A 14,799-nucleotide genomic window follows, 5' to 3' on the forward strand; every position below is an offset into this window, starting at 1 on the left:
GCTCAAGATAGGGAATCTAATTCGAATAGCAGATACACCAAATTTCCACAATTTGGGGAATATGATAAAAGCAAAAAGCCCACAACTTAAAGCAAATACATATTACTTTAAACTGTAGGCTTTTACCTGTAAGCGTCAGGCTTTCCGCTTTGGAGCTTCACGCTCAACGCTAATGGCTTATTTCTTCTTATCCTTATATTGTTGATTCAATCCTGAGATCAAATCACCGGTAATGTTATAAGCAGAATCTTTGTAGTAAATAATAAAACCTGGCTCGTAAGACAGTATATAAGCGAACTTCTTGTCCTTGTTATAATCTTTCAAAAACTCTTCTACCTGTTTGCGCAGTTCACTCATGCGGTCAACCTGCAGTTTTTGCATTTCCTGCTCCAGTTCCCCTTTCCGTTGCTGGATCTGTTGTTGTTGCAAACCCACTTCACGCTGGGCCGTTTCCATTTCAGTCTGGGTAATGTTATTGCCCTTTTCCTGCCATTTACGAACGGTGCGCTGGTACTTGTTCGTTAAGTCGTTCAATTCAGCATTCATGGCATTCTCTTTCTTCTTCATGTCGCCTGAAACATCTTTGAAATATTCATAATGTTCCTGCAGGGAATCAATATCGAAGTAAGCTACGGCAAAGCTGGGGGCAGCATTATTATCAGATTTTACAGCTTCTTTTTTCTGTTGGCCTCCTTTGGCAAACTGGAAGTAAAAAAGAACACCAATGAGAGCAAGAGCGATAATAGATAATAAAGTAGAAATATTTTTCATGAACGCCTTTTTTGCAAGATATTAATCTGGTTGTAAAGAGAATTGTTAAAACTTTTAACAATGGGTTAACCTGTAATAAAAAAGTAGGAAGTGTTTAGCTTCCTACTTTGTTTTTATAATCAATGAATTATTGATCGTGATTACTCTTCATCATCAAAGCTCATCGCTTCGCGGGTTGTTTGCAGCAATTCATATTCTTCCTTGCTACCAACGATCATGTTCTCAAAGTCACGCAAACCAGTACCTGCTGGTATCGGATGACCGGTGATCACATTCTCTTTCAAGCCAAGCATATCGTCGGTTTTACCCTGAATGGCAGCCGATGACAATACTTTGGTTGTTTCCTGGAACGATGCTGCAGAGATCCAGCTTTGCGTACCCAGAGAGGCTTTGGTGATACCCAACAACACAGGATGTGAGGTAGCGGGCTCTGCATCGCGATATTCAACCAGCTTTTTGTCGGTACGACGCAGCAGCGAGTTTTCTTCGCGAATTTCACGCAGGCTCACGATTTGACCGGCTTTCAAGCGAGCGCTTTCTCCTGGTTCAGAGATAACTTTCTTATCAAAGATCCAGTCGTTTTCTTCGTTGAATTCAAAACGGTCAACCAGGTCTTCTTCAAGGAAGCGGGTGTCGCCCGGATCCACGATCTCAACCTTTTTCATCATTTGACGAACGATTACCTCAATGTGTTTATCGTTGATCTTCACACCTTGTAAGCGGTAAACCTCCTGAATTTCATTCACCACGTATTCCTGTACAGCAAACGGTCCTTTAATAGCCAGGATATCGCTTGGTGAAACCTGTCCGTCAGACAGTGGCGCACCGGCTTTGTTAAAGTCACCATCCTGAACCAGGATCTGACGGGTTAACGGAACCAGGTATTTCTTGATAACACCATCTTTCGCTTCCACGATGATCTCGCGGTTACCACGTTTGATGGCGCCAAAGGTTACCACACCGTCGATTTCACAAACGATGGCAGGGTTACCCGGGTTACGTGCTTCAAACAACTCAGTTACACGAGGCAGACCCCCGGTGATGTCACGTTGCATCCGCAGCGTACGAGGTATTTTCACCAACACCTGACCGGCTTTCACATCTTCAGTTTCATCAACCACAATGTGTGAGCCTACTGGCAGGTTGTATTGTTTTACATCCTTGCCTTCGATGATCAGGGTAGGTATCTTGGTTTTATCTTTTGTTTCAATTACTACTTTCTCGCGGTGACCTGTTTGCTCATCCGCTTCTTCACGGTAAGTGATACCTTCAATTACATTATCGAATTTCACCTGACCTACGATCTCAGCAACGATTACGTTGTTGAACGGATCCCAGGTACAAAGGGTATCGCCTTTTTTAACATTCTGCCCGTCTTTCACGAACAGGGTTGAACCGTAAGGAACATTCACTACGTTGAGCAAACGATCGTTCTTCAGGTCCACGTTACGGATTTCACCGGTACGACCGATTACTACCTGAATTGGATCGCCTTCATTGTTAACCGAAGCTACAGTACGCAAACCGTCGAACTGAATAGTTCCATCGAATTTGGCAGTGAGTGAAGACTCAACTGAAGCAGATCCGGCAACACCACCCACGTGGAAGGTACGCAGGGTCAACTGTGTACCAGGCTCACCGATTGACTGGGCGGCAATGATACCAACCGCGTCACCTTTTTGAGCACGGTTACCTGTAGCCAGGTTTTTACCGTAACATTTTACGCACACCCCGCGCTTGCTTTCGCAAGTCAGTACAGAACGGATCTCAACGGTATCGATACCAGCTTCTTCAATCTGTTTACCGATCTCTTCATTGATCTCCTGACCGGCACCAACGATAAGGGTATCGTTAGACGGGCTATATACGTTGTGAAGTGAAGTACGGCCAATGATACGATCGTACAGTGGCTCTACTATCTCTTCGTTATCTTTCAGTGCGCTGGTGGCAATACCACGCAGTGTACCGCAATCTTCTTCTGTAATTACCACGTCCTGGGCTACGTCCACCAAACGACGGGTCAGGTAACCGGCATCCGCTGTTTTCAAGGCGGTATCGGCCAAACCTTTACGGGCACCGTGCGTAGAGATGAAGTAATCCAATACGTTCAGACCACCTTTAAAGTTAGAGAGGATCGGGTTTTCGATGATCTCACTTCCGGTTGAACCTGATTTTCTGGGTTTCGCCATCAGACCTCTGATACCGCACAGCTGTTTGATCTGCTGTTTGGAACCACGGGCTCCGGAATCAAGCATCATATATACAGAGTTGAAACCCTGTTTATCGGTGCTCAGCTCACGGATCAACGTTTCGGTAATGCGGGTATCCACACGCGACCAGATGTCTACGATCTGGTTATACCGTTCGTTGTTGGTGATAAGACCCATGTTATAGTTATCCCACACCTCATCTACTTCGCCTTTGGCCTGGTCGAGCACATCGCCCTTGATAGATGGGATGATAAGGTCATTGATACTGAATGACAGACCACCACGGAAGGCCGTACGGAAACCAAGTTGTTTGATGTCATCGAGGAACTTGGCTGTTTTTGGTACGTTGGTGATGGTAATGATGTCACCGATGATCTCACGCAAGCTCTTTTTGGTGAGCAGGGCATTGATGTAACCTACTTCTTTCGGAACGAATTCGTTGAAGATTACACGACCTACGGTGGTTTCAGTCAGCTTTCTAACGATAGCGCCTTCGTTGTTACGAACATCCACTTTCACTTTAATGTGAGCGTGCAGGTCAACGCGGTTTTCGTTGTAAGCGATGATCACCTCTTCGGTGCTGTAGAAGGCTTTGCCTTCGCCACGGATAACTTCGGTTTCAGTTGATTTTTTACCCTTGGTAATGTAGTACAGACCGAGTACCATGTCCTGTGAAGGCAGGGTCATTGGCGCACCATTCTGCGGGTTCAAAATGTTATGTGAAGAAAGCATCAACAGCTGGGCTTCCAGAACGGCCGCGTTGCTCAAAGGCACGTGAACCGCCATCTGGTCACCGTCAAAGTCGGCGTTGAACGCCGAACACACCAGCGGGTGCAGCTGGATCGCTTTACCTTCAATCAGTTTAGGCTGGAAGGCCTGGATTGACAAACGGTGAAGCGTTGGGGCACGGTTTAACATAACCGGGTGACCTTTCAGGATATTTTCAAGGATATCCCAAACCACCGCTTCTTTTCTATCAACCAGCTTACGAGCCGATTTTACAGTTTTAACGATACCTCTTTCAATCAGTTTACGAATGATGAACGGTTTGAACAATTCAGCCGCCATATCTTTCGGTAAACCACACTCGTGCAGTTTCAACTCAGGACCTACCACGATTACAGAACGACCGGAGTAGTCAACACGTTTACCCAACAGGTTCTGACGGAAACGTCCTTGTTTACCTTTCAGTACATCCGACAGTGATTTCAGTGCGCGACCACCTTCGGCTTTTACTGCGTTTGATTTACGTGAGTTATCGAACAGAGAGTCAACCGCTTCCTGAAGCATACGTTTTTCGTTACGTAAGATCACCTCAGGGGCTTTGATCTCCAATAATCTTTTCAAACGGTTATTACGAATGATCACCCGGCGATACAGGTCGTTCAGATCTGATGAAGCGAAACGACCGCCATCCAGGGGAACCAACGGACGCAGTTCAGGCGGAATAACCGGAATGTATTGCATTACCATCCACTCAGGGCGGTTGGTGATGCGGCTATTGGCCTCGCGGAAAGCTTCTACTACGCTCAAACGCTTCAGGGCATCGGCTTTACGTTGCTGTGAAGTTTCGGTAGCAGCTGCGTTACGCAGGTCGAATGATAATGTATCCAGTTCAATTCTTTGCAACAGATCGTGTACTGCTTCAGCACCCATCTTCGCAATGAATTTTTGAGGATCGTCATCTGGCAGGTACTGGTTCTCCTTAGGCAGGTTCTCCAGTATTTCCAGGTATTCTTCTTCAGTTAACAGATCGCCCGATTTCAGGTTGCGATCTTCCCGGATGCCTGGTTGAATTACTACAAAACGCTCGTAGTAAACGATGCTCTCCAGTTTTTTGGAGCTAACACCGAGCAGGTAGCCGATTTTATTGGGTAAGCTTTTGAAATACCAGATGTGTACAACAGGAACCACCAGTTTAATGTGGCCCATGCGCTCACGACGTACTTTCTTTTCTGTTACTTCAACACCACAACGGTCACACACGATCCCTTTATAACGGATACGTTTGTACTTTCCGCACGCGCACTCATAATCCTTTACAGGCCCGAAAATACGTTCGCAGAATAAACCATCACGCTCAGGTTTGTACGTACGATAGTTAATGGTTTCAGGTTTCAACACCTCACCGTAGCTGCGTTCCAAAATGGAATCCGGTGAAGCCAGCCCGATAGTGATCTTAGAAAATGTGGCTCTGGGACGATTATCTTTTTTAATAGCCATATTTTGATTGTCTTATTTCAGATTTAAAATTATTGGTACCCTTCCCTGATGTTTGATGTTGGAATGCAGAGATTCCGGGATTTTAACTCCCGAAATCTCTACATCAAATATTATTCAAATTTCAGGTCAAGACCCAATCCTCTCAATTCATGCACCAATACATTGAACGACTCAGGAATACCAGCTCTTGGTATATTATCACCTTTAACAATTGCCTCGTAGGTTTTTGCCCGGCCGATAATATCATCCGATTTAATGGTGAGCAGTTCCTGCAGGATGTTAGAAGCACCATATGCTTCCAGTGCCCACACCTCCATTTCACCAAAACGCTGACCACCGAACTGAGCTTTACCACCCAAAGGTTGTTGTGTGATAAGACTGTAGGGTCCGATAGAACGGGCGTGCATCTTATCATCAACCATGTGGTGCAGTTTGATCATGTAGATCACACCTACGGTTGCTTTTTGGTGGAAACGATCTCCTGTTTCACCATCATACAGGTGCGTGTGGCCGAAGCTTGGCAATCCTGCATTATTGATATTCTGAGCTATTTCATCGGTTGTGGCACCATCGAAGATCGGAGTAGCGAACTTCACACCCATTTTCAAACCGGCCCAGCCTAATACGGTTTCATAGATCTGGCCCAGGTTCATACGGGAAGGTACCCCCAGTGGGTTCAACACAATGTCAACCGGTGTACCATCTTCCAGGAACGGCATGTCTTCAGCACGCACGATCTTGGCAACGATACCTTTGTTACCGTGGCGGCCGGCCATTTTATCACCCACTTTCAGCTTACGCTTAACAGCCAGGTATACTTTAGCCAGTTTCAACACACCAGCAGGTAACTCGTCACCGATTGAAATGTTGAATTTCTCTCTCTTATATCTACCCAGTTCTTCGTTGTACTTGATGTTATAGTTGTGCAACAAAGTGTTGATGGCATCATCGATAGAAGCATCACCAGTCCAACCCAGCGGGTTTACGTTTTGATAATCGATAGAACCCAGGTTCTTTGGATTGAATTTGGCGCCTTTACCGATCTGCACTTCACCGAAGTTGTTGTTAACACCTGCAGAAGCCTTGTCTTTCAACAGGGTTTGCAGTTTGTTCAACAGCTCTTCTTTCAAGTCTTCTTCATTTTTCTCGTGCACTTTTTCCAGCTTTTCCAAAGAGGCCTTCTCACGGATCTTCGCGTTCTTGTCTTTCTTGGCGCGTTGGAACAGCTTTTTACCGATTACCACACCTTCTACCCCGTTTGGCGCTTTCAAAGAAGCATCTTTGGCATCACCGGCTTTATCACCGAAGATGGCGCGTAACAGTTTTTCTTCAGGTGTAGGATCGCTTTCTCCTTTAGGAGTGATCTTACCGATCAGGATATCGCCCTCTTTAATAGCGGCACCCAAACGGATGATACCATTTTCATCCAGGTCTTTGGTAGCTTCTTCCGATACGTTTGGAATATCCGGTGTCAGCTCTTCTTCACCCAGTTTGGTATCACGTACTTCCAGTTCATATTCAGAAATGTGAATAGAAGTGAACAGGTCTTCTTTGGCTACTCTTTCGCTGATTACGATGGCATCCTCGAAGTTGTACCCTTTCCATGGCATGAATGCCACTTTCAGGTTACGGCCCAAAGCCAGTTCACCACCCTGTACCGCGTAACCTTCAGTAAGGAAGTCGCCTTTTTTCATGCGTTGTCCTTTTCTAACCGCAGGTTTGTGGTTGATACAGGTTTCCTGGTTGGTTTTTATGAATTTAGTCAGTTTGTAAACTTTCAGATCGTCCTCAAAACTCACCAGACGGTCAGCTTCGGTACGGTCGTAGCGAACGTGAATTTCACTACCATCAACGTACTCTACCACACCATCTCCTTCAGACAGGATCTGTACACGGGCGTCGCGGGCAGCTTTTGCTTCCAAACCTGTACCCACGATCGGGCTTTCAGGACGGATCAGCGGCACAGCCTGACGTTGCATGTTCGATCCCATCAGCGCACGGTTGGCGTCATCATGTTCAAGGAAGGGGATCAGGGAAGCACTCAAACCCACGATCTGGTTGGGCGCTACGTCCATGAACTCCACTTCGCTCTTCTCCAGGATCGGGAAGTCACCCGTTTGACGGGAAGTGATCTTATCTTCTACGAAGTTTCCTTTCTCATCCAATGGAGAACTTGCCTGGGCGATCTTGGCGTTGTCCTCTTCTTCAGCACTCAGGAAGGTGAGTTTTTTCAGATCAACCTTTCCATTATCTACAACGTGGTATGGTGTTTCGATAAAGCCCATTTCGTTGATCTTCGCGTGTACGCAAAGCGTAGAGATCAAACCGATGTTCGGTCCTTCCGGAGTTTCAATGGTACACAAACGGCCGTAGTGGCTATAGTGTACGTCACGAACCTCGAAACCGGCTCTTTCACGGCTCAAACCACCGGGTCCGAGTGCGGAGATACGACGCTTGTGCGTGATCTCACTCAGCGGGTTGGTTTGATCGAGGAACTGCGACAACTGAGAGGTACCGAAGAAGGAGTTGATCACTGACGACAACGTTCTGGCGTTAATCAGGTCAACCGGTGTAAACACCTCATTATCACGTACGTTCATACGTTCGCGGATGGTACGGGCCATACGGGCCAAACCAACACCGAACTGAGCATATAACTGCTCACCTACGGTACGTACACGACGGTTGCTCAGGTGATCGATGTCATCGATTTCCGCTTTACCATTGGTTAAACGAACCAGGTATTTAATGATCTCGATGATATCTTCTTTTGTTAAAGTCTTTTGATCGAGCGGCTGATTCAACAACAGCTTGCGGTTGATCTTGTAGCGACCTACTTCACCTAAATCGTAACGCTTGTCGCTGAAGAACAATTTATCAATGATACCGCGGGCTGTTTCATCATCCGGCGCATCGGCTCCGCGCAACTGGCGGTAGATGTGCTGAACGGCTTCCAGCTCACTGTTTGAAGTATCTTTATTAAGGGTGTTATAGATGATTGCGTAATCACCACCTACATCTTCTTTTTGCACGAATACGCTTTTCACATCCATATCGGCGATCATATCCACTGCTTCTTCATCCAGCACGGTATCGCGCTCCAGCACCACCTCATTTCTTTCGATAGACACTACCTCACCGGTATCCTCGTCTACGAAATCTTCAACCCATGTTCTTAATACACGGGCAGCCAGGCGTTTGCCCAGATATTTCTGCAGTGATTTTTTATCGCCTTTTACTTCGTCGGCCATACCGAACAGCTCCAGGATATCTTTATCCGTTTCGTAACCGATTGAACGCAACAGCGTGGTAACCGGGAATTTCTTCTTACGGTCGATATACGCATACATTACGTTATTGATATCGGTAGCGAACTCCATCCACGCACCTTTGAAAGGAATTACGCGGGCAGAATAGATCTTGGTACCGTTGGGGTGAATTGACTGTCCGAAGAATACACCAGGTGAACGGTGTAATTGAGACACCACCACACGCTCAGCTCCGTTGATCACGAAGGTACCGCGGGGGGTCATGTAAGGAATGTTCCCCAGAAACACATCCTGAACGATGGTTTGGAAGTCCACGTGCTCTTCGTCATTACAACTCAGCCTCAGTTTCGCTTTTAGGGGAACGGCATATGTTAAACCGCGCTCCATACACTCTTCAATGGTGTAGCGGGGCGGGTCGATGAAATAGTCCAAAAACTCCAGCACGAAGATGTTACGTGTGTCGGTAATGGGAAAGTTTTCCTTAAACACCTTGAACAACCCTTCAATGTTACGCTTATCGGGCGTGGTCTCTAATTGGAAAAACTCTTTGAAAGATTGAATTTGTACTTCTAGTAAGTCAGGTGCATCAGAAAGGTTTTTAATTTTTCCGAAGTTGACCCTTGTTGACAGTTTTGTTGAAGACATATTGCTTAAAACCGGTTTTTTTAATTGTTCGTACGACAAAACATCTATAGACAAAAAAAATTTTCCTTGCGAATTTTACCCTTTTTTGTTCAGACTGAACTGTAAAGGTTAAATTCCCAAAGAATTATAAAAGAGGCAGTTATGTTAAGTTGGCCATGTAGCAACGTACCTCTGCTAATTAGCTTTTGTGAAAAATGGAGGGCAAAGGTAAGAAATATACCTATACGGACAAGAATTTATTCACATTATCCCGCCGCCACTCCTGTAATTTTTTTCCCAACTGTAAAGCATTGAAAAATAAGGTGTATAATTTTTCTTCATGTTTTCAATTTACGTACTTCTTCTGATTTGACCAAAACCACCTGAAACCGGGCCTAAAAAACAAAGCCGCAAAGGCATGGTGACCTTCGCGGCTTATAAAACGGCTACATATTAATCTTATTTACTCATTAATTTACACCGGGGTACCCATCGTTTTGGGGCCTCAGCTTAGGATTATTTTGCATTTCAAGGGTAGGAAGCGGGAACAACAGGTGCTTTTTGGCCAGTGTGGTCACGCCATCAGGAAATTTATGACCTTCGAAAGCCTCAAAGCTCTTGTTGCTTTCATTGTATGCTTTTCTCAGCCTTACCATATCAAACCAGGTCACCCCCTCATAACACAGCTCATGCCAGCGCTCACTCAACACTGCATCTCTGAAAGTAGTCTGGGTATAGCTGCCCAGGGTGCCTGTTGCCAGGCCAGCCCGGTCGCGGATGCTTTTCAGGGCATCCAGGGCATTCTGGTTTGGCCCGGCACCTGCTTCGTTCTGCGCCTCCGCATAGGTAAGCAATACCTGCGCATACCGGATGTTCATCCAGTTCAAGCCGCTGTTCGCAGTTCCCTTACTGCCAAACGTACCGTTAGCGCCAATATCAAAATGTTTATAAATGTAAGGTGCGCCCAATTGTTTCAACGTGTCAAATCCCCCATCGTAATAGGAAGTATAAAAGAAGCCCTGGCGATCGATCGTTCTTTTGTCTCCTGCTTCAAATGAATTGACGAATTGGGTGGCCGGTGTAGTGGACCCAACTTCGGTACCATAGGCCGAAATTTCTTTGAAATTGGGCAGCAATATAGCCTGGTTTCCATTGTTGGCGACCCCGGACAGAAACTGAATTTCAAAAATTTGTTCTCCCATGTTTTCCTTTGATTCGTCGTGCAGACTATTGTAGTCGCCAAACAGTGCAAACTTTCCACTGGTGATTACTTCATTGGCTTTATCGGCGGCCATTTGATAATAAGGCGCCTTTTTATCCAATGGATAACCTGCCATGGTTAAATATACTTCTGCCAGCAGCGACTTCACTGCGCCCATCGAAGCACGGCCACTGGCATCAGTCCATGGTAACCCCGAAGCTTCGGCATCTTTTAGATCGGTTACGATCTGCATGTAAACCGAATCCTTTACCATGCGGCCGGCATACGTCATGGGATCCTGTACCTTTAAAATAGAAGTTGTAAGCATAGGCACATCTCCATACAGGCGTACCAGATAAAAATAAGACCAGGCCCGCAAAAACTGCGCTTCGCCCAGCACCTTCTTCTTTTGTACATCATCCATTTTTATGGCAGGCACCCTGTCTAAAACCAGGTTGGTTTGGGCAATCACCTGGTACAGGCTGGTCCACCAGTTAAGCACAAACACATTGTCGCCATTATAACTAAGGCCTAACAGATTGTTCAGGTCCGTGTTTTGCCCCGTTTCGGTTCTGGCCGTACCGGTTGGCATTTCCAGCATGGAGAAATTATTGGCAAATATTCCGGCGCCATTGGCAAAGAACCGGGTCCTGTCGTATGCGGCAGCAATGGCTGCATCCGCGTGACCGGGTAAAGTATAAAAATCATCGGGTGCCAGGTTCGACGGGTCATTATCCTGGTCAACCAGCCATTTTTTACAACCAGCGGCTGTCATGACTAAGGCACATATCAGTACTATATAAAGTGAATTTATCTTACAGAGTTTCATATGAGCTTATTTAATGTTAACTTTTACAATCCAACATTTATACTCAGTGTATAGGTTGTTGGCTTGGGATAATCAAAGAAGGTTTGGCCCTGTGCAAAGGCGTTACTGTAAGTGGTTACCTCCGGATCATTACCCGAGAACTTTGTTTTCAGGAAGAAGTTCTGCGCAGACGCGGATATCCGCAACTTGCTAAGCTTCCAACGCTCAAACACTTTGGCTGGCACATTATAGCCCAGTAATAAATTCTTTCCGCGAAGGAAGGAACCATCTTCTATCCAGCGCGTATCCACATTGGTTACATAACCAGCGCGGGTATCACGGATAGTAGCGATCATGGTGTTGTTGTTATTCTTGCCAGCCTGATAATAATCAAGCACAGAACTAAAGCTGTTGGCGATACCTGTTCTGTCTTCACCGGAGTGGTGCGTTTGGTTCAGGATATCGTTTCCATACATAAATGAAAGCTCAAGAAGCAGATCGAAATTCTTATAGCTGAAATCATTGCTGAATGAACCCCAGCCTTTTGGATTGCCATTACCAATGATCACCCGGTCGAGGTCGTTGATCTGATAATCAGGCGTTACATCTTTATATTTTAAATCACCGGGCAGAATGGGTTTGCCACCGCGGTAGCTGGCATATTTTGCAGCTTCTGCCCTTTCAGCTTCTGTCCATACACCTTCCCGTATCAGGCCCCAGAAAGAACCAACTGGTTGGCCAACCTGGATGATACCGGTGTTTGATAAAAAGTTAGGATTACCAGAGAAGATGGGTGCAGGTGTAGCGAGGGAAAGCACCTTATTTCTGTTGAAAGAAATATTGAAAGTAGTATTCCAGGTGAAGTCCTGCGTTTTGATATTGACTGTTTTCAAGCCAACTTCAATTCCTTTATTTTCCATGCTGCCTACATTCCGGAAAAAAGAAGCATAACCGGTTGATCTTGGAATAGGTGCATCCAGCAACATATCGGTTGTTTTGCGATAATAGGCGTCAAACTCCAGGTTGATCCTGTTCTCTAACAAACCCAGTTCAATACCGGCATCTGTCTGGGCTGTTTTTTCCCATTTCAGATCAGGATTGCCCAACCGGCCTGTACCAACACCAGAGAACCTGGCATTATTGATAACAGCTGTATAAGAGCCCAGTAAGGCGTCTGATGAATAAGGCGCAATTTCTGAGTTACCCGTTAAACCAGTGCTTACACGAAATTTAAGATGGGAGATGACCTTATCATTCTTAAGAAAATCTTCGTTGCTGGCATTCCAGGCCAAACCAGCTGAAGGGAAAAACGCGTACTTATGGTTGTCACCAAATTTTGAACTACCATCTATACGGCCGGTAACCGTAAGCAGGTATTTCTGCTTGTAGCCATAATTCACGCGGCCAAAATAAGAGTTGAAAGCAAAATTGCTTTTCCCTGAACTCGATGCATTCTGCACACTACCCTGTCCCAGATTATAATACTGGAAAAAGTCAGTAGAGAAGTTCTGGGCGCTGGCGTTATCAGAAACGTAATTCGTTCCCTGCCAGGAAAGCCCCACCAGGCCATTTACCGTATGGTCTCCACCGTGAAAACTTTTGTTATAGTTCAGGAAGGTTTCCGATGACCAGTATACTTCGCGGTTGTCAAAAATACTGGCAGTACCATTTTGGTCCATGGAGATATTGGAAAGTCCACGGCCGCTGAACTGATTTTCCTGTCTTTGTACAAGACTTACCCCTACCTGGCTTTTGATATCGAACCCATTGCCGAGCAACAGGTTCACATAAGCATGGCCCAGCATATTCGAAACGTTCACAATATATTTTCTGTCGGTCATAATGTGAACGGGATTGCTGCCGCCTTCAGCGCCTGGGTACAGGTAGTTATCTCCCCAGGTCCCATCGGCAAATTTAACCGGCAGAAAGGGGAATGATTCTGTGATCATACGCACAGAGTTCAACCCACCAGTACCCTGGTCAATCAGGTTTTCTTCCTGGTTATTATAACTCAAACTACCGCCCATCCGCAGCCATTCTTTCGGTTTAAGGTCCAATACAAACCGGGCAGCATAGCGCTTTAAATAAGAATTAAGCAGTAAACCATTATCATCCCGATAATTCAGGAACAAACCATATAAATTATTGTCTGTGCCACCGGTAACCCCTATCTGATGGTTTTGTGAAAGCTTGTGTTGTAATGATTCCTTCATCCAGTCTGTATTGTACAAAGGCTTACCATTGGCATCAAACATAGTAGGTAAGCTTTGTCTTTTAACCCTGGGGTCCACTACTTTAGAATAATCACCATTAGCCCAGCCAGCGGGGTCATATACTTTAATGTTATCATAGGCCAGATCTTCGAGGTCGACATATTGCTGAGCATTCAGCATATGCACTCTTTTGGGACCAATAGTAGGTACACTATAGTTACCATCATAAGTAACCCGTGCCGGTCCATTGGTACCACGCTTGGTAGTAATAAGCACTACTCCATTGGCGCCCCGCGCACCATAAATGGCGGTTCCTGATGCGTCTTTCAGTACTTCCACCGAAGCGATATCATTCGGGTTAATGTAGTCGATGGAATTGCTGTTCAGGGTTTGATTGCTGATGGGTATATACACGCCATCTACTACATACAACGGGTTGTTCGATGAATTGATGGAACTAAAACCGCGGATACGGATCATGGTTTGACCACCGGGGCGGCCCGAGTTGGTAGTTACCTGAACACCTGCAATACGGCCCGATAATGCTTCGTTCACAGAAGCAGCCGGCCGCTCCTGCAATTGGGAGGCTTTAACCGAACCTACCGAACCCGTAAGGTCTTTTTTCCTGGCGGTACCATAACCGATCACCACCACTTCGCTCATGGAGCCTTTGCTTAACACCAGTTGAACATTCAGGGTCTCTTCTTCGCCTACCTTTACCTGGTAGCCTTCATACCCCGTGTGGGTGAACGTAAGGGTAGCCCCCGGTGTAATGCTGATACTGAAACTGCCATTCATATCAGTAGAGGAACCAATCTTCTGGCCCTTTACCTGTACCGATACACCAGGCAATGGCGACCCATCTTTTGCATCGGTTACTTTACCGCTGATAGAGCGGTTCTGCGAAAAACTTAAGGTTGAAATAAATAGTGCGAGGAAACTTAGCAGACATAGCCGTCCGATAAAATAAAACTGCTTTTTCATACGCATGCTTTGGTTATTAAATAAATACTACATCGTTATAGCTTATTAAGCAAAAGGTTTACTTCATGACATAACTTTCCCGTAAAAAAACACAGAAGGTTTTAAGTGACGTACCAATGCTCAGGCACCAACAGGAATTACAGTGTACCAATTCCTGTTTCTATCATACCAAAGGGATCAAAAAAGGGGGATATATTTTTCAGGTACCAGGTACCTGTTAGGGGCAGATTATAATTTGATAAAAGGCAGTACTAACTGGTCTCTTTTTTATCATTCACTAGAATACAGGAATGACAAAATGCTTTTTGCAAACTCAGGTGACTCATATGGCAATTCGTTTTTCTAAAATAAAATTAGTGATTCTAAAACGTTTTTGCAAAATATTTATCTTGTCGTTCTGCATATTTTTTGCAGGCGGAATCCTGCATGCCTGATAATTAGGATGCAATGCTTTATCTAAGCCAGTTATGGCTTACTTGGTGCTGTAACTGTAGTT

General features: G+C 45.5%; 5 protein-coding genes. All 5 read right to left on the reverse strand.

The genetic code is table 11. The features are described from left to right. Window positions 1-177: 177 nt before the first annotated feature. The gene (locus tag BMX95_RS25745; protein WP_081197561.1) at window positions 178-771 is read right to left on the reverse strand and encodes an OmpH/Skp family outer membrane protein; all 594 of its coding nucleotides are present in this window, start codon (window positions 769-771) and stop codon (window positions 178-180) included. 140 nt (window positions 772-911) lie between these two features. After that, on the reverse strand, window positions 912-5,204 hold the full coding sequence (rpoC, locus tag BMX95_RS25750) for a DNA-directed RNA polymerase subunit beta' (protein WP_081197560.1): 4,293 nt from the start codon (window positions 5,202-5,204) through the stop codon (window positions 912-914). Window positions 5,205-5,314: 110 nt separating this feature from the next. Beyond that, entirely contained in the window at window positions 5,315-9,118 is a 3,804-nt protein-coding gene (rpoB, locus tag BMX95_RS25755; protein ID WP_081197559.1) for a DNA-directed RNA polymerase subunit beta, read from the reverse strand. A 449-nt stretch (window positions 9,119-9,567) separates the two neighbouring features. Continuing rightward, window positions 9,568-11,127 (reverse strand): RagB/SusD family nutrient uptake outer membrane protein, encoded by a 1,560-nt coding sequence (locus tag BMX95_RS25760; RefSeq protein ID WP_081197558.1) that lies wholly within the window; start codon window positions 11,125-11,127, stop codon window positions 9,568-9,570. Between the two features lie 23 nt (window positions 11,128-11,150). Next, window positions 11,151-14,303, reverse strand: coding sequence for a SusC/RagA family TonB-linked outer membrane protein (locus BMX95_RS25765; protein WP_242672987.1), 3,153 nt, complete (start codon window positions 14,301-14,303; stop codon window positions 11,151-11,153). Window positions 14,304-14,799: the final 496 nt, after the last annotated feature.

It is taken from the genome of Niastella yeongjuensis, assembly GCF_900110245.1.
Lineage (GTDB): Bacteria > Bacteroidota > Bacteroidia > Chitinophagales > Chitinophagaceae > Niastella > Niastella yeongjuensis.